Origin of the sequence: Solibacillus sp. FSL R7-0668 (assembly GCF_038006205.1) — a bacterium.
GTDB lineage: Bacteria > Bacillota > Bacilli > Bacillales_A > Planococcaceae > Solibacillus.
Genome location: NZ_JBBOUU010000001.1, coordinates 1,019,444 through 1,035,707 on the forward strand (window position 1 = coordinate 1,019,444; position 16,264 = coordinate 1,035,707).

The following is a 16,264-nucleotide window of genomic DNA, read 5'->3' on the forward strand; positions in this document are numbered from 1 at the left end:
CCGGAGGATTCATAATGAATGAACGATTTACAAAAATTAAAAGCGACTCCACTAACTTTTGGCAGAGTCGAACGAAAAACCAAAAAGGTGCAATGATTGGCGTTGCTGCAGCAATTCTTGCACTTGCAGCAGCTATTACATATTTTTCAACGCGCACTACAATGGTGCAACTTTTCCCGGAAATGTCTCAATCAGAGGTAGGGAGCATAACAGAAGTACTTACTGCTCAAGGGGTTAAGTACGAGGTAACAAATGGTGGAACAACAATCTTAGTTCCAGAAAAACAAGTGCAAGACTTACAAGTATCGCTTGCTTCTCAAGGGTATCCTGATTCAGGTGAAATCGATACGTCCTTCTTTACAGCCAATGCGGGATTTGGTATGACAGATAACGAATTTAACGTGATTAAAAAAGCGGCAATCGAAACGGATTTGGCAAACCTATTACGTAAATTCGAAGGGGTAAAGGATGCAAAACCGATTATCACCCTACCAAATGAAGGCGTATTTTTAAAGGATGAACAAGCTGAATCAACAGCGGCGATTGTTTTAACGACAAAGCCAGGACATAAATTTTCAGATGATCAAATTAAAGGGCTCTTTAATTTAGTTGCAATGAGTATTCCGAACCTATCAAAGGAGAATATTCAAATCTCGAACCAATACGGTGATTACTATGATTTAGAATCTGCTGAAAATGGCGGGAATGGTATTAATACGGTAGAAGGTCAAATGGATGTTAAGAAAACAATCGAACGTGATCTTCAACGCCAAGTGCAACAAATGCTCGGCACATTAATTGGTCAAGACAAAGTAGTAGTAAATGTTTCGGCTGATATTGACTTTAAAAAGGAAAATCGCGAAGAAAACTTGGTGAAGCCTGTAGATGAAGAAAACATGACCGGTATTGAAATTAGCGCACAGCGTATTACAGAGACGTATGCAGGTGGTACTCCAGCAGAAGGCTCTCCAGAAGCTGAAAACGCAACAGATAATTTCGTCGACTATGTAGAGGGTACAACGGGTAATGGCGATTATGAGCGTGTAGAAGAAACAATCAACAATGATGTCAATCGCATTCGACGTGAAATTCAAGAAAGTCCATACAAAATTCGTAATTTAGGGATTCAAGTCATGGTTGAACCACCAGGCACAGTAGAAGAGTTTGATGCAGGGATTCGTACAGATATCGAACAAATTTTATCAACAATTGTGCGTACATCAATCGATCAAGATGCTGCTGGTGATTTAACAGATGAAGAGATTGCAAATCGCATCGTTGTATCGGCGCAGCAATTCCAAGGTAATGATGCAGCAAATGATGACGTTCAATCCGTAATTCCTTGGTGGGTATGGGTTATTGGCGGTATTTTACTAGTAGCGATTGTCTTATTAGTGCTATATGTATTACGTGCACGTAAACGTAAGCAAGAAGAAGCAGAATTAGAAATTATTGAACAACAACAGCAATTAATTGACGTTGAAGATATTTCAGAAGAAAAAGAAACGGAAGCGACTGTACGCCGCAAGCAATTGGAAAAAATGGCGAAAGAAAAGCCAGAAGACTTTGCGAAGCTATTGCGTAGTTGGATTGCTGAAGAATAGTAGGAGGTTCGGTTCTTGTCCAAGAAAGATAAAGATTTATCAGGAAAGCAAAAGGCTGCTTTACTGCTAATTTCTCTAGGGCCAGAAGTTTCGGCTTCTGTTTATAAGCATTTAAGTGAAGAAGAAATTGAACGTCTAACACTTGAAATTTCGAGTGTAAAGAAAGTGGAATCTTCGGTGAAAGAAGATATCATCGAAGAATTCCACCAAATTGCTTTAGCGCAAGACTATATCACGCAAGGTGGTATTGGGTATGCGAAAACCGTGCTAGAAAAAGCATTAGGTGCCGAACAAGCGCAAGCAATTTTAAATCGTTTAACATCTTCTTTACAGGTGCGTCCATTTGATTTTGCACGTAAAGCAGATCCAGCACAAATTTTCAACTTTATTCAAAACGAACATCCGCAAACGATTGCACTTATTCTATCTTATTTAGATCCAGGGCAAGCGGGGGTTATTCTTTCATCATTACCACAAGAAGTACAGGCGGATATCGCTAAACGTATCGCCATTATGGAATCAACATCACCAGAAGTTATTAGTGAAATTGAATCTGTACTAGAACGAAAATTATCATCTACTGTTACGCAGGATTACACAGAAACAGGTGGCGTAGATGCAGTGGTGGAAGTATTAAACGGTGTAGATCGTCAAACAGAAAAAACGATTCTCGATGCACTCGAAATTCAAGATCCAGAGCTTGCAGAAGAAATCAAAAAACGTATGTTTGTATTCGAAGACATTGTTACACTGGACAATCGTTCAATTCAACGTGTTATTCGCGATTGCGAAAACGAAGACTTATTACTATCAATGAAGGTTTCTTCAGACGAAGTAAAAGATATTATTTTCCGCAATATGTCACAACGTATGGCTGAAACATTCCGTGAAGAAATGGAAATCATGGGGCCTGTTCGATTACGTGATGTTGAAGAAGCACAGTCTCGCATTGTAGCGGTTATCCGTCGATTAGAAGATGCGGGTGAAATCATTATCGCACGTGGTGGAGGAGATGACGTCATTGTCTAGAATCATCCGTTCAACGAATGCACAACCAACTGAAGAGACATCTATTGTTGAAATTAAGCTTCATAGTTTCTTTGAGCCAATCCATTATGCAGAACCGGCAGAAGAGCTTGTAGACGATACTCCGCAGTTGACGTTAGAGGAGATTCAACAAGAGCACCAAATGATGTTGCAGCAGGCTAATGATGAAATTGAACAGCAAAAGCAACAATTTGAACAATTTCGTAATGAGCAATTGGAAGTATTAGAGGCATTAAAGCAAACATGGGAAGAGGAAAAAATCATACTTCAACAAGAAGCCTATGATGGAGGATTTGCCCAAGGATATGAAGACGGTGTACAGAAAGCAAATGCAAATATGCAACAGGATATCCAAGCTGCAAATGACACGATGCTGAATGCACAAAAAAATGCAGCTGCCTATATTGAAGCACAAGAATCTGTATTATTGGAACTGGCACTAACATCAGCGGAGCGTATATTAAATACGAAATTAGAGCGAGACGATGAAGCCTTTGTTGCCATCATAGAACGTGCATTAAAAGAAGCACGAGAGATGAAGGAAATAAAAGTTTATGTTTCGCCAAAATACCACAAAATTCTAACGGCACATCAAGCAGAATTAGCTGAAATATTCCCGCCAAATGTGCAGTTTTTAATCTTTGTTAACGAGGATTTACAAGCAACGGAAAGCTATATCGAAACGAATCATGGACGAATTGTTGTATCCGTAGACGAGCAATTACAGGAGCTACGAAGACAATTATATGAATTAATTGAAAGTAAGGAATGATACGGATGAAAACGGCTCAATTAATTGAACAAATTCCTAATCTTAATACATTTAAAAAGTATGGAAGAGTGACGAGAGTTGTCGGTTTGATGATTGAGTCTCAAGGTCCGGAAAGTTCAATCGGTGATGTTTGTAAAATTCAGGTTCAAACATCGAAAAATGGTCCGCAAGTTATTTTAGCAGAGGTAGTTGGATTTAAGGATGAGATTGTCATTCTTATGCCTTATTCCTCGTTAAAGGAAATTTCCATCGGTTGCCTTGTAGAAGGTACAGGAGTCCCGCTAGAAGTTAAGGTTGGTCCAGAATTAATTGGAAAAGTGTTAGATGCTTTAGGTAACCCTTTTGATGGACAATCTTTACCGAAAGGCTTAACGACTGTTCAAACGGAAAAAGAACCGCCAAACCCGTTACATCGCCCTCCAATTGACGAACAATTGGAAGTAGGTGTAAAGGCGATTGATGGAATGCTAACAGTAGGAAGCGGTCAGCGTGTCGGGATATTCGCCGGTTCGGGTGTCGGGAAAAGTACATTACTTGGAATGATTGCACGAAATACAAAGGCGGATATCAATGTCATTGCACTCGTTGGGGAACGTGGTCGTGAAGTTCGGGAATTTATCGAACGCGACTTAGGACCAGAAGGGCTTAGTCGTTCCATCGTCGTAGCAGCGACAAGTGACCAGCCGGCATTGATGCGTATCAAGGCGGCATTCACAGCAACTGCTATTGCCGAGTATTTCAGAGATCATGGCAAAAACGTCATGCTCATGATGGACTCCGTAACACGTGTTGCTATGGCACAGCGTGAGGTAGGATTGGCAGTTGGGGAACCACCAGCAACGCGAGGATATACCCCATCTGTATTTGCAATATTACCTTCATTGTTAGAGCGCTCAGGTACAAATATCCATGGCACAATTACCGCGTTTTATACGGTATTAGTTGACGGGGATGATATGAACGAACCGATTGCCGATGCAGTGCGAGGGATATTGGATGGGCATATCGTATTAGATCGAAATCTTGCAAATAAAGGACAGTATCCAGCGATCAATGTGTTAAAAAGTGTAAGTCGTTTAATGAATCATATCGCTGAACCAGAGCATATAAAGGCAGCAAGTCGTTTACGAGAGCTGTATTATACGTACTCAAAATCCGAAGACCTAATTAATATCGGTGCTTACAAACGAGGCACTTCAAAGGATATTGATGAAGCGATTCACTATGAACCACTGATTACCTCGTTTTTAAAGCAAGGATTTAAAGATAAAGTTTCCATTGAACAAACCGTTCAAGAAATCATAACATTATCAAATGGTGGTGCGAAGTAATGAACAAATACACGTATCGCTTTGAAAAAATTTTAGTCGTCAAGGAACAAGAAAAAACAGAAACAGAGCTCGCTTTTAAAGAATCCATTAAAGTATTTGAGGAAATTGCGACAAAACTATACGACTTATTGAAGAAAAAAGAAGATTTAATTACCTACCAACAAGAGCGATTAATGGTTGGTTCTTCAATAGACGAAATAAATCATTATTCGAGATTTATCGACAGCATGGAAAAGACAATTGAAGATGTGCAACAAAAAGTAGTACAAGCCCGTGCGAAAATGAATTGGCACGAGCAAAAGTTATTAGAAAAAAACTTGGAAGTACGCAAATACGAAAAAATGCGCGAAAATGACTTCGAACAATTTAAAGAAGATCAATTACGTATAGAAGCAACCCTTTTGGACGAGCTTTCGACAATTGCGTATTACAAAAGGGAAATCAGGTGATTTCATGGCCAAAAAAACAAAACAACAAATCGAACTTCAAATGGAAGAAACGAAAGTGGAGATGGAAGGAAAATCTCCTGGTTTTTTCAAAAAGTTTTTTTATCTATTTTTAATTCCGCTTATGTTCATTATTGCGATTTGTTTAATTTTAGCAACAGTAACAGAATATAACGTATTCAAAATGGCGGATGAAGCCATTGAAAAAATTCCATTCATCGGCTCAAAAGATGAGGAACCGGCAGTTGCGGAAAACACCTCGTTAAATGAAGAAAAAGTAGTATCATTACAGGCTGAAATTCAAGAAAAAGAATTGCAGATTACCAATCTACAATCGCAAATTGATGCATCAGCAGCTGAAAAAGAGGACTTATTAGCGGAACAAGAACGATTATTGTTTGAAATCGAAAAATTAGAACGTAATCAGGAAGAAGCACAGAAAGAATTTAATGAAATATTGTCGACATTTGAAAAAATGTCTGCGAAAACAGCGGCTCCTATATTAGTGCAAATGAGTGATACCGAAAGCTTGCGCATTATGTCGAGCATGAAGCCAGATACACTTTCGGCAATCTTTACAAAAATGTCTCCACAGGATGCGGCTCGTTATACAGAGCTATTATCTCAAGAATAATCCAACTTGAAAGGAGGTGGAAAGAATGAATATCGCAATGTTACAAGCAATGTCTGCAAAAAACGTACAGCAGCCTAAACCAAAAAGTGCTATCGAAAGCGGCGCAACAGATTCTGATGCATTTGGTAGTGTATTTAAATCCATCATGTCGACGAATCAAACGTCTGAAACAACTTCTTCAACAACAACAGAAGCAACCCCGATTTTGGAAGAGGTAGCAGAGACGTTAGGAACAGATTCTTTAAAGGATTTATTAGCACAGTTAGGGATTGAAATGGATGAAGCCGAGTTATTCGCATTGATCGGTGAAGAGCAAATGCCTGTTGCAATCGATGAAATGCTTACGTTAGAAAATTTAACAGATATTTTAGGATTAACCGAAGAGCAGCTTACGCAAATAATGCAGCAGCTTTTAGGGGAAGAAACCCCATTTGAAATGACCGATATTTGGTCAATTATTGAGCAAGCACCAGCTATTTTAAGTGAAATTATGGCAGCAGTTCAAGGTACGCAACAATCGAATGTCGTGCCAAATGACATGCAAAAAGTAGTTCAATTATTAAAGCTAGCAGAATTAATCGGTGCCAAAGTTGATACGGTATACCAGCAAGAAATCCAGCTTTCAAGCTTAAAAGATGCGCTACTTGCATTAGCTAATCAAGCACAGCAATCGCTACAGACGCAAGCGCAACAAGCACCTAAGCAAACATTTGAGCAAATAGTTCAGCAAGTAACGCAGCAACAATCAACTCAGACAACGCAGCAAGCGACGGTAAAAACTGAAACAGAGCAACCAACAGTAGGCTTACAGCAGCAAGTAACACAAACCAAAACGGTGACAATTACACTACCAGCTGAAAAGCCAGCACAGTCGGAAGCGCTTGTTAAAGAAATTCAAAACTTAATGAACCGTAGTCAAATTTCTGGGCAGCAAGGAAATATGAAATTATTCCTGAAACTATTCCCAGAAAATCTAGGGCAAATACGTATTGAATTAGTTCAAAAAGATGGTGTATTAACAGCACGTCTATTAGCAACAACGCCATTAGGAAAAGAGCTATTAGAAAATAATATTAACCAATTAAAAGCAGGATTTGTTTCTCAAAACATTCAAATGGACCGCATCGATATTGCGCAATCTTTACAAGATGCTGACCGCAATACACGTGATCAAAGTTTCTTTAATAACTTCTTCGGTCGTCAAAAAGAAGAAGATAAAGAGCAAGACAATGAGAATGAAGAAGAATCCATTTCCTTTAAAGATTTATTAAGTCAAAATGAGGAGGTAGAGTAGATGACAGGCATTACAAATGATTATTATATCCCAACAAATGATCCGAACTTCAAAGTAACAGACAAAAAAGATAACGGTGCTCTTGGGAAAGATGCGTTTTTAAAAATTTTAATTACGCAACTTCAAAATCAGGATCCAACAAGCCCGATGGATGATAAGGAATTCATTGCACAAATGGCGCAATTCTCATCTTTAGAGCAAATGCAGAATATGACCAAGGCGATGGAAGATTTATTAGCGTCACAGCAACAATCACAAATGATGAGTTATTCAACGTTTATTGGGAAAGAAGTAAAATGGCATGAAATAACGGAAGAATTGGACAGTGAAGATAAGCCTGTTATTAACGAAGGAACGGGCGTCATTAAAGAATTAAAATTTGTTGATGGCAATGTCGTATTCATCTTAACTGATGGAAAAGAAATTTCACCTGGTAATATTTCATCTATTTTAGGCGGGGGAACATCTGAAACAGCACCTCCTACACCAACGAATCCAATCGTGCAGGCGAGTGAATTATTAGGGAAGGCTGTACAATATACGTCAGCAACAACAGGAAAATTGCTAAATGCGGTCATTGAATCCATCGTTCATAAAAAGAGTGGAGACATCGAGTATATTTTAAATGATGGGTCTCGTCTAACAAAGGATCAATTTACAGTAGTTGAAGATTCTAAGGAAGAAGCAGCTGAGGATAAAAGTTCTTCTGAATCGGAAACTGTAACTAAATAAGAGGTGATCGAGATGAATCGCGTTCGTATTCAACAAATACCGTATCATCCACCTATCCAACCGACTGTTAAGCAACAGATTAATGCAACGACGAAGCAATCGTTTATTGAGCATTTAAAGCAAGCAGCGGAGCAACAATTAAAAATTAGTAAGCATGCTACAGAGCGTTTGAATGAACGGAATATTGCCATTTCAGAAGATGAATGGCAGCAAATTACTGATAGAGTATTTGAGGCAAAAGAAAAAGGTGTAAATCAACCGTTAGTTATTTTAGAGCAAGCGGCACTTGTTGTTAGCGCAAAAAATGCAACAGTTATTACGGCATTAGATCGAATTGAAGCAAGAGAGCAATTGTTCACAAATATTGACGGTACGATTATTTTATAGGCAGGACCTTCAGAAGTAAGGATGCCTAATGCTGTGGACTGATTGAAGCAGCAACGAAAAATGACAAACCAATATCAAATTGAAAATTGAAGGGAGAACGACATTTTATGTTACGTTCAATGTATTCAGGGATTTCAGGTATGAAAAATTTCCAAACAAAATTGGATGTTATCGGTAATAATATTGCCAATGTTAATACGTATGGTTTCAAGAAAGAGCGTACAGTTTTTAAAGATTTAATTTCACAAACACAATCAGGGGCATCTGGTCCTTCCGCTACTCGTGGTGGTGTCAACGCTATTCAAGTAGGCTTAGGTTCACAATTGGCAGCAATCGATACAATTCATACTTCTGGTTCAATGCAATCTACTGGTCGTACACTTGATTTGGGGATTTCTGGAGAGGGGTTCTTTATGGTAGCAGATTCAATTGAGGCTCCAGATGAGACAGGTGTTATCCAAAATCCAGAGTTTGGTCCTATATCTTATACACGTGCAGGAAATTTTTATATGGATAAAAATGGATATTTGGTTAATGGAGATGGTAAATACTTAGTAGGTTATGCCAATAGTGAAATTGGTACTTATGATGCGTTAGACCCTGAAAACCCAATCCCATCAAATTTTGATGATGAAAAAGCACTAGTAGATGCAGGGGAATCATTAATTGATCCAACTACAGGCGGATTAATTGACGGCACAGCAGCAGGAGCAGGAGGAGGTACAGGTACAGGTACACCAACACCTGGTCCGATTCGTGTTCCGGTAACTGCACAATCAATGAGTATATCTAAAGATGGTACAATTTCGTTTGTAGATTCTGCAGGTAAATTACAATATGCAGGGACACTAGTATTAGCTAAATTTGCAAATGCTAGTGGTTTGGAAAAAACAGGTTCTAACTATTTCCTACCTACACAAAACTCTGGTGATGCATATGTACAATTAGGTACTCAAGACGGTATTGGCTCAGTAAACTCAGGCTTTGTCGAAATGTCCAACGTTGACCTTTCTGAAGAGTTCACAGAGATGATCGTTGCGCAGCGTGGTTTCCAAGCAAACTCACGTATTATCACAACATCAGATGAGATATTACAAGAGCTTGTAAACTTAAAACGATAATCTTTTAATATCATATTAAATTCATTGTAAAGGGGGGTCGGGCCGGCTCTCGTGGAAGGTCCGGCCCTATTTCAATGATAGAAGTAACAAAGCTAAATGGTAAGGCATTTACTTTAAACGCTCTATACATAGAAACAGTCGAAGCTTTTCCTGATACAACGATTACGCTAACGACTGGGCGTAAATTCATTGTTTTAGAAACTGAGAAACAGGTGCGACAAAAGGTGAAAGCCTTTTATCAACATATACAAATTTTATCAAACCCGCATCTAAGAGGTGAAGAAGATGAAGAACAATAAATTATTAACAATTATGCTCATTATGCTAGTGACGATTACGTTAATCGGTGTTATCGTGGTAGTGTTATTAACACAGCTCGATAAAGGAGAAGCCAAAGGACCAACGATTGATGAACTTGTTGAATCTAAGGTAGACATCCCAGAAATCACAACAAATTTAGCGGATGGAAGCTTTGTGCGACTTACATTAACACTTCAAGCATCCGATAAAGAAGCTGGTGAAGAGTTATTAAAACGTGAGTACCAAGTAAAAGATATCCTAATCCAAGAGCTCTCTGAAATGGAAGAGGAAGGATTAAAAGGAAAACAGGGTAAAGTTGCATTCCAAAATACGATTAAATCTCAAATCAATGAGCTAATGCAATCCGGTGAAGTAACACAGGTATACTTTACTTCTTATGTACTTCAATAACTGAGTCAATTACAATTGGAATCATCATGAAATGGAGGTGGGCAAATGGCAGGAGATATAATGTCACAGTCTGAGATTGATGCGCTTTTATCGGCCATCTCAACTGGCGAAATGTCAGCATCAGACATGAAGAAGGACGAAGAAACCCGAAAAGTAAAAGTGTATGACTTTAAACGTGCGCTTCGTTTTTCGAAAGACCAAATCCGAAGTTTGACCCGAATACACGAAAACTTTGCTCGCCTGTTAACAACATTCTTCTCGGCACAGCTAAGAAGCTATGTTCAAATTACAGTAGCATCAGTTGACCAAATTCCTTTTGAGGAGTTTGTTCGTTCCATTCCGAATATGACATTAATTAACGTATTCGAAGTACCGCCACTCGATGGTAATATTTTAATGGAAATCAACCCGAATATCGCCTACTCCATGCTAGACCGAATAATGGGGGGGACTGGTGCAAGCCATAGCAATGTCGATAATTTAACTGAAATTGAAACGAAAATTATGACGAATTTATTCGAGCGTTCTTTCGACAATTTACGAGAAGCTTGGGAAAATATTGCAGAAATTGATCCGATGCTTGTAGAATTAGAGGTAAATCCCCAATTCTTACAAATGATATCGCCGAATGAAACTGTAGTTGTGATATCATTAAACACGATTATTGGTGAAACAACAGGGATGATTAATATTTGTATTCCTCATGTTGTCCTTGAGCCAATCGTGCCTAACTTATCTGTTCGTTACTGGATGCAGACCAATACAAAAGAGATGTCTCCAGAACAAACGAAAATGCTTGAAACACGCGTAAAGCAAGCAAAATTACCAGTTATTGCAGAATTAGGAACAACGGATATTACGATTGAAGATTTCTTAATGATGGCAACAGGTGATGTCATTCAATTAGAGCAAAAAATTGAAAATCCATTAACATTAAAAGTGGGGAACTTACCAAAGTTCACCGTACAGCCAGGTAAATTAAATAAAAAAATGGCTGTTCAAATTATCGACCCTTTGAAAGGAGGAGACGAAGATGAGTGATGAAATGCTCTCCCAAGAAGAAATTGAGGCGCTATTAAGGGGCGAGACATTAGAGGATGTTCCTGCTGCGAGCCAAAGTTTAGAAACAGAAGAAATTAAAGTTGAAGATCATTTAAGTCCAATTGAAATTGATGCATTAGGTGAGGTTGGAAATATATCTTTCGGTAGTTCAGCTACTGCACTTTCGTCTTTATTAGGGCAAAAAGTTGATATTACAACACCAAGTATTTCAATGATTAATCGCAATCGTTTAGAACAAGAATTCCCGCATCCATATGTGGCCATTCAAGTGGAATATACAATTGGTTTATCGGGTATGAATTTACTCGTAATTAAGCAATCTGATGCGGCAATTATTGCGGATTTAATGCTAGGTGGAGATGGCTTAAATCCGAAGCCAGAATTAAGTGAAATTCAGTTAAGTGCCGTACAAGAAGCCATGAATCAAATGATGGGTTCTGCTGCAACATCGATGTCAACAATGTTTAATCAAAAGGTAGATATTTCGCCACCTTCAATCGATTTAATGAATTTTTCGCAAAATGAAGGTACGGATAATATTCCACCTGATGATTTATTGGTGAAAATTTCATTCCGATTACGAATTGGTGATTTGATTGATTCAAATTTAATGCAATTACTACCTTTAAACTTTAGTAAAAAAGTAGTAAAGTCATTAATGGGAGAGACGGATGAGCCAGCAGCTACTTTAGCACCAGCGCAACCGACACCAACTGTCCAACAACCTGCACCTCAGCCAGTGCAAGAGCCTGTCCAACAGCCTGTTCAGCAACCAACACAGCAGCCGGTTTATCAACAACCAATGTATGAGCAACCGATGTATCAGCAGCCAATGTATGAGCAACCGATGTATCAGCAGCCAATACCGCAGCAACCGGTGTATCAAGTACCACCTGCTAACGTCCAACAAGCTCAATTTGCTAGTTTTGATTCAGCGAATATTTCGCAAGGTGAAGCGCGTAATTTGAATATGTTACTAGATATTCCATTACAAGTAACAGTAGAGTTGGGTCGCACGAAACGCTCTGTAAAAGAAATATTAGAGCTGTCAAGTGGTTCAATCATTGAGTTAGATAAGCTTGCAGGGGAGCCTGTTGATATTTTAGTGAACAGTCGTTTAATTGCGAAGGGCGAAGTCGTAGTAATTGATGAGAACTTTGGTGTTCGAATCACAGATATTTTAAGTCAAGCTGATCGCTTGAACAATTTAAGATAGTTTTCTAATTGGAGGAATCAGAGTATGTCTAAAAAGATTTTAATTGTTGACGATGCTGCTTTTATGCGCATGATGATTAAGGATATTTTAACGAAAAATGGTTATGAAGTAGTTGGGGAAGCAGCAGATGGTTTACAAGCTGTAGAAAAATATAATGAATTACGCCCTGATTTAGTAACAATGGACATTACGATGCCTGAAATGGATGGTATTGCTGCATTAAAAGCAATTAAAGGAACAGACCCGAGCGCGGTTGTCATTATGTGTTCGGCGATGGGGCAACAAGCGATGGTTATCGATGCAATTCAAGCCGGCGCAAAAGACTTCATTGTAAAACCATTCCAAGCAGATCGTGTAATCGAAGCAATTCAAAAAGCTTTAGGTTGATTTTATGCAAGCAAAAAAATCATTTCGAATTTGGCTCCTTGCTGGAATAGTATGGTTAACTATGCCGTTCATACCAATTTCAAATGGCACTTTTGCGATGGTAAGTAACGTATACGACGATTGTAATGAAAACCCTGAATTATGCTCAGATGAAAATAGTTCAGCTGACAACAAGACAGATGCCGAAACAGAATCTACTGAGTCGGCATCTGTTAGTGTAGGGGTAGGGGAATACATAAAAATCGTATTAGCTCTTGTGTTTGTCATTGGGCTATTATTAGTAATTCTTAAATTTTTAAATAAACGTAACTTAGCGTATCAACAAAATACCATGATCAAAAATATTGGTGGTTTATCAGTAGGACAGCAAAAATCGGTACAGTTATTACATATCGGGAATCGAATTTATGTAGTCGGTGTAGGGGAAAATATTCAATTGATCAAGGAAATTGAATCTGCGGATGAAGTAGAGCAATTACTGGATCAAATGAATCAAAATCAAAAAATGGTGACAACAACACCATATATTGCGGAATTATTTAAGAAGTTTTCAAAAAAGGATCAACCAAAGGATATTTCGAATAGCCCAAAATTTAATGACATGTTTAGTGAAAAGTTAGATGAAATTAAGCAACAGCGAAGTGATGATTTAGAGCGTTGGAAAGAACAGGAGCGTGATAAACGATGAACGATCTTCTGTCAGTTTTTTCAGAGAGTGACCCGAGCAATGTTTCCACATCGGTTACGCTGTTATTCCTACTAACAGTCCTCTCATTAGCGCCAAGTATTTTAATTTTAATGACGTCGTTTGCACGTATTGTAATTGTCCTTTCCTTTACGCGTACGGCACTCGCGACAAACCAAATGCCTCCAAACCAAGTGATTATTGGTTTAGCATTATTTTTAACATTCTTTATTATGGCCCCAACTTTCTCAGAGGTGAATGAGCAAGCACTTCAGCCGTTATTCGATGAAGAAATCGGATTGGAAGAGGCTTATGAGCGCGCGACGGTCCCTTTTAAAGAATTTATGGCACAACATACAAGGCAAAAGGACTTAGAGCTATTTTTAGCCTATAACGAAGCAGAATATCCCGAAACAATTGAGGACATTTCGCTGACTTATCTTGTACCTGCCTTTGCTTTAAGTGAAATTAAAACAGCATTTCAAATGGGCTTTATGATATTCATTCCATTTTTAGTTATTGATATGGTCGTTGCAAGTACGCTGATGTCAATGGGGATGATGATGCTGCCTCCAGTAATGATTTCACTACCATTTAAAATTTTATTATTTGTACTTGTTGATGGTTGGTATTTAGTAATGAAATCTTTACTTCAAAGTTTTTAGGGGATGATACAAAATGACACAGGAAATGGTCATTGCAATTGCAGAAAACGCGGTGTTTACCGTATTAATCGTATCGGGGCCATTGTTATTAGTTGCGTTAATAACGGGTTTAGCGGTAAGTATTTTTCAGGCAACCACTTCGATTCAAGAGCAAACATTAGCATTCGTACCGAAAATTGTTGCTGTATTAGTAGCACTCGTTTTTTTTGGACCGTTTATCATTTCGAGAATGACAGATTATTTTTATGGCATTTTAAATAATTTAGTGCGATTTATTGGGTGAATCGATGACAGAGTTACTTGACGTATTGCCTAATATCTCGATTTTATTATTAATTGTGGTTCGAGTTTCTGCTTTTTTTGTATCAGTCCCTTTACTTTCCTACCGAACAATTCCGCCACAAGTTCGAATTGTTCTAGCGGTTGCCTTAGCATGGATGATGTATTATACATTCGACGTAGAGCCATTTGAAATTAATGGAGAATACATATTGCTCATTTTAAAAGAAGCGTTGATTGGATTGATGCTGGGCTTAGTTGCCACGATGGTTATGTCGGCCATACAGATTGCTGGTGGCTTCATTGACTTCCAAATGGGGTTTGCAATGGCAAATATTATTGATCCACAGACGGGTGCACAAGCGCCTTTAATGGGGCAATTTTTAAATTTCCTTGCACTTTTATTGCTGCTCGCCATAAATGGTCATCATCTTATTTTGGACGGTATTTATTATAGTTATCAATTTATGCCCATTGATCAAATTTTCCCAACGTTTGGGGAAGAAGATACCGTGCTCTTTGTTATAAAAATGTTTGTAGCCGTTTTTGCCATAGCATTTCAAATGTCAGCTCCAATAGTTGCAACACTGTTTTTAGTAACGTTAGCGCTAGGGATTACCGGGAAAACGGTTCCTCAAATGAACATTTTCGTTATTGGTTTCCCGATTAAAATCGCAGTTGGCTTTCTTGTCTTAATCGTCACGATGGGTGTATTAGTTGGAGTTATGAAGGAACTAATTGAATATATGATTATTACTTTACGTGATTTAATGGTTATTTTAGGTGGTGAATAGCGTGGAGATGAAGCTATTAGTATTGTTAGATCTTCAGTTTTTTGCAGGTGAAAAAACGGAGAAAGCAACACCGAAAAAGCGACAAGATGCACGTAAAAAAGGACAGGTTCTAAAAAGTCAAGATGTAACCGCAGGCGTGTTATTGTTAATTACCTTTTTCTTTTTGCTATTTTTTGCGCCATTTATGTTTGACGGGGTAAAGGGCTTTTTATTGCAGGCGCTGAACCGCAATCTTTTAATCGAAACATTAAACGAAGATACCGTCATGTATATGTATGTGGAGTCCTTAAAGGAAATGGCAATTATTACTTTACCAATCATGCTTGTTGCGATGATTGCAGGTATTGGAGCTAACTTTTTTCAGTTCGGCTTATTATTTACAACAGAGACATTGAAATTTGATTTAAAAAAGATGGATCCGATTAAAGGGATAAAAAAAATCATTTCCGTTCGTGCAATTGTCAATTTAGTGAAGTCCTTATTAAAGGTTACATTAATTGGCGCCGTTACAACGATTGTGATTATCGTCTATTTAGAGGATGTTCTTTCTTTAGCCTTACATAGTCCAGGGCAAATTTTAGCAACGGTCGCGTATTTATCAGCTATTATGGGCATCGCGGCTTCACTTATGTTAGTCGTCATTGCGCTTTTTGACTATTTATATGAACGCTTTGAATATGAAAAGCAATTAAAAATGTCGAAGCAAGATATTAAAGATGAGTACAAAAACGCAGAAGGGGATCCGCTCATTAAATCAAAAATTAAGCAGCGTCAGCGTGAAATGGCGATGCGCCGGATGATGCAAGAAATTCCTTCAGCGGATGTAGTCATTACAAACCCGACGCACTATGCGATTGCATTAAAGTATGATGAAGATGAAATGGATGCACCACGAGTAGTTGCAAAAGGTACGGATTTTGTAGCCCAAAAAATAAAGATGATTGCCAAAGAACATGATGTCATTATGGTAGAAAATCGACCATTGGCACGTGCTATGTACGATCAAGTAGAAATAGGACAAGCTGTACCCGAGGAATTTTTCAAAGCGGTGGCAGAGGTTCTTGCTTACGTATATCGTATTAAGCGCAAAATTTAAC

Annotated in this window: 20 protein-coding genes; all 20 read left to right on the forward strand. The window is 38.3% G+C overall.

What is annotated here, in order from left to right; genetic code table 11:
* Positions 1–14 precede the first annotated feature (14 nt).
* Positions 15–1,604, forward strand: coding sequence for a flagellar basal-body MS-ring/collar protein FliF (gene fliF / locus MKX47_RS04710; protein ID WP_340771667.1), 1,590 nt, complete (start codon positions 15–17; stop codon positions 1,602–1,604).
* Between the two features lie 15 nt (positions 1,605–1,619).
* Positions 1,620–2,633: a flagellar motor switch protein FliG gene (gene fliG, locus MKX47_RS04715; protein WP_340771670.1), complete on the forward strand. Its 1,014-nt coding sequence runs from the start codon at positions 1,620–1,622 to the stop codon at positions 2,631–2,633.
* Positions 2,617–3,423: a flagellar assembly protein FliH gene (gene fliH, locus MKX47_RS04720; protein WP_340771672.1), complete on the forward strand. Its 807-nt coding sequence runs from the start codon at positions 2,617–2,619 to the stop codon at positions 3,421–3,423. Before fliG ends, fliH begins: the two co-directional genes overlap by 17 nt.
* A 5-nt stretch (positions 3,424–3,428) precedes the next feature.
* Complete coding sequence (gene fliI / locus MKX47_RS04725; RefSeq protein WP_340771675.1) at positions 3,429–4,754, forward strand: flagellar protein export ATPase FliI; 1,326 nt, start codon at positions 3,429–3,431, stop codon at positions 4,752–4,754.
* Positions 4,754–5,203 carry a flagellar export protein FliJ gene (gene fliJ / locus MKX47_RS04730; protein WP_340771677.1) on the forward strand — a complete coding sequence of 150 codons (450 nt, stop codon included), beginning with the start codon at positions 4,754–4,756 and terminating at the stop codon, positions 5,201–5,203. The genes fliI and fliJ overlap by 1 nt, the downstream gene beginning before the upstream one ends.
* Positions 5,175–5,834, forward strand: coding sequence for a MotE family protein (locus MKX47_RS04735; protein WP_340771680.1), 660 nt, complete (start codon positions 5,175–5,177; stop codon positions 5,832–5,834). Before fliJ ends, MKX47_RS04735 begins: the two co-directional genes overlap by 29 nt.
* A gap of 25 nt (positions 5,835–5,859) precedes the next feature.
* Positions 5,860–7,128, forward strand: coding sequence for a flagellar hook-length control protein FliK (locus tag MKX47_RS04740; protein ID WP_340771683.1), 1,269 nt, complete (start codon positions 5,860–5,862; stop codon positions 7,126–7,128).
* On the forward strand, positions 7,129–7,860 hold the full coding sequence (flgD, locus tag MKX47_RS04745; protein WP_340771685.1) for a flagellar hook assembly protein FlgD: 732 nt from the start codon (positions 7,129–7,131) through the stop codon (positions 7,858–7,860). It abuts the gene before it with no gap.
* A gap of 12 nt (positions 7,861–7,872) precedes the next feature.
* On the forward strand, positions 7,873–8,247 hold the full coding sequence (locus MKX47_RS04750) for a TIGR02530 family flagellar biosynthesis protein (protein ID WP_340771690.1): 375 nt from the start codon (positions 7,873–7,875) through the stop codon (positions 8,245–8,247).
* Between the two features lie 107 nt (positions 8,248–8,354).
* The gene (locus tag MKX47_RS04755; protein ID WP_340771692.1) at positions 8,355–9,368 is read left to right on the forward strand and encodes a flagellar hook-basal body complex protein; all 1,014 of its coding nucleotides are present in this window, start codon (positions 8,355–8,357) and stop codon (positions 9,366–9,368) included.
* Positions 9,369–9,442: 74 nt separating this feature from the next.
* Positions 9,443–9,667 carry a flagellar FlbD family protein gene (locus tag MKX47_RS04760; RefSeq protein ID WP_340771694.1) on the forward strand — a complete coding sequence of 75 codons (225 nt, stop codon included), beginning with the start codon at positions 9,443–9,445 and terminating at the stop codon, positions 9,665–9,667.
* On the forward strand, positions 9,654–10,079 hold the full coding sequence (gene fliL, locus MKX47_RS04765) for a flagellar basal body-associated protein FliL (protein ID WP_340771696.1): 426 nt from the start codon (positions 9,654–9,656) through the stop codon (positions 10,077–10,079). Before MKX47_RS04760 ends, fliL begins: the two co-directional genes overlap by 14 nt.
* A gap of 45 nt (positions 10,080–10,124) precedes the next feature.
* Complete coding sequence (gene fliM, locus MKX47_RS04770; RefSeq protein WP_340771699.1) at positions 10,125–11,120, forward strand: flagellar motor switch protein FliM; 996 nt, start codon at positions 10,125–10,127, stop codon at positions 11,118–11,120.
* Positions 11,113–12,357 (forward strand): flagellar motor switch phosphatase FliY, encoded by a 1,245-nt coding sequence (gene fliY / locus MKX47_RS04775; RefSeq protein ID WP_340771703.1) that lies wholly within the window; start codon positions 11,113–11,115, stop codon positions 12,355–12,357. Before fliM ends, fliY begins: the two co-directional genes overlap by 8 nt.
* Before the next feature lie 24 nt (positions 12,358–12,381).
* Entirely contained in the window at positions 12,382–12,744 is a 363-nt protein-coding gene (locus MKX47_RS04780; protein WP_340771705.1) for a response regulator, read from the forward strand.
* 4 nt (positions 12,745–12,748) lie between these two features.
* Positions 12,749–13,432 carry a flagellar biosynthetic protein FliO gene (locus MKX47_RS04785; protein WP_340771708.1) on the forward strand — a complete coding sequence of 228 codons (684 nt, stop codon included), beginning with the start codon at positions 12,749–12,751 and terminating at the stop codon, positions 13,430–13,432.
* On the forward strand, positions 13,429–14,094 hold the full coding sequence (gene fliP / locus MKX47_RS04790) for a flagellar type III secretion system pore protein FliP (protein ID WP_340771711.1): 666 nt from the start codon (positions 13,429–13,431) through the stop codon (positions 14,092–14,094). Before MKX47_RS04785 ends, fliP begins: the two co-directional genes overlap by 4 nt.
* 13 nt (positions 14,095–14,107) lie before the next feature.
* On the forward strand, positions 14,108–14,377 hold the full coding sequence (gene fliQ, locus MKX47_RS04795; protein ID WP_340771713.1) for a flagellar biosynthesis protein FliQ: 270 nt from the start codon (positions 14,108–14,110) through the stop codon (positions 14,375–14,377).
* Positions 14,378–14,381: 4 nt separating this feature from the next.
* On the forward strand, positions 14,382–15,167 hold the full coding sequence (gene fliR / locus MKX47_RS04800; RefSeq protein WP_340771717.1) for a flagellar biosynthetic protein FliR: 786 nt from the start codon (positions 14,382–14,384) through the stop codon (positions 15,165–15,167).
* A 7-nt stretch (positions 15,168–15,174) separates the two neighbouring features.
* On the forward strand, positions 15,175–16,263 hold the full coding sequence (flhB, locus tag MKX47_RS04805) for a flagellar biosynthesis protein FlhB (protein WP_340777719.1): 1,089 nt from the start codon (positions 15,175–15,177) through the stop codon (positions 16,261–16,263).
* Position 16,264: the final 1 nt, after the last annotated feature.

Coding starts and splice junctions, on each gene's coding strand:
- fliF (WP_340771667.1), top strand. CDS start 15: ATGAATGAACGATTTACAAAAATTAAAAGCGACTCCACTAACTTTTGG.
- fliH (WP_340771672.1), top strand. CDS start 2,617: ATGACGTCATTGTCTAGAATCATCCGTTCAACGAATGCACAACCAACT.
- fliI (WP_340771675.1), top strand. CDS start 3,429: ATGAAAACGGCTCAATTAATTGAACAAATTCCTAATCTTAATACATTT.
- fliJ (WP_340771677.1), top strand. CDS start 4,754: ATGAACAAATACACGTATCGCTTTGAAAAAATTTTAGTCGTCAAGGAA.
- MKX47_RS04740 (WP_340771683.1), top strand. CDS start 5,860: ATGAATATCGCAATGTTACAAGCAATGTCTGCAAAAAACGTACAGCAG.
- flgD (WP_340771685.1), top strand. CDS start 7,129: ATGACAGGCATTACAAATGATTATTATATCCCAACAAATGATCCGAAC.
- MKX47_RS04750 (WP_340771690.1), top strand. CDS start 7,873: ATGAATCGCGTTCGTATTCAACAAATACCGTATCATCCACCTATCCAA.
- MKX47_RS04755 (WP_340771692.1), top strand. CDS start 8,355: ATGTTACGTTCAATGTATTCAGGGATTTCAGGTATGAAAAATTTCCAA.
- MKX47_RS04760 (WP_340771694.1), top strand. CDS start 9,443: ATGATAGAAGTAACAAAGCTAAATGGTAAGGCATTTACTTTAAACGCT.
- fliL (WP_340771696.1), top strand. CDS start 9,654: ATGAAGAACAATAAATTATTAACAATTATGCTCATTATGCTAGTGACG.
- fliM (WP_340771699.1), top strand. CDS start 10,125: ATGGCAGGAGATATAATGTCACAGTCTGAGATTGATGCGCTTTTATCG.
- fliY (WP_340771703.1), top strand. CDS start 11,113: ATGAGTGATGAAATGCTCTCCCAAGAAGAAATTGAGGCGCTATTAAGG.
- MKX47_RS04780 (WP_340771705.1), top strand. CDS start 12,382: ATGTCTAAAAAGATTTTAATTGTTGACGATGCTGCTTTTATGCGCATG.
- MKX47_RS04785 (WP_340771708.1), top strand. CDS start 12,749: ATGCAAGCAAAAAAATCATTTCGAATTTGGCTCCTTGCTGGAATAGTA.
- fliP (WP_340771711.1), top strand. CDS start 13,429: ATGAACGATCTTCTGTCAGTTTTTTCAGAGAGTGACCCGAGCAATGTT.
- fliQ (WP_340771713.1), top strand. CDS start 14,108: ATGACACAGGAAATGGTCATTGCAATTGCAGAAAACGCGGTGTTTACC.
- fliR (WP_340771717.1), top strand. CDS start 14,382: ATGACAGAGTTACTTGACGTATTGCCTAATATCTCGATTTTATTATTA.
- flhB (WP_340777719.1), top strand. CDS start 15,175: ATGAAGCTATTAGTATTGTTAGATCTTCAGTTTTTTGCAGGTGAAAAA.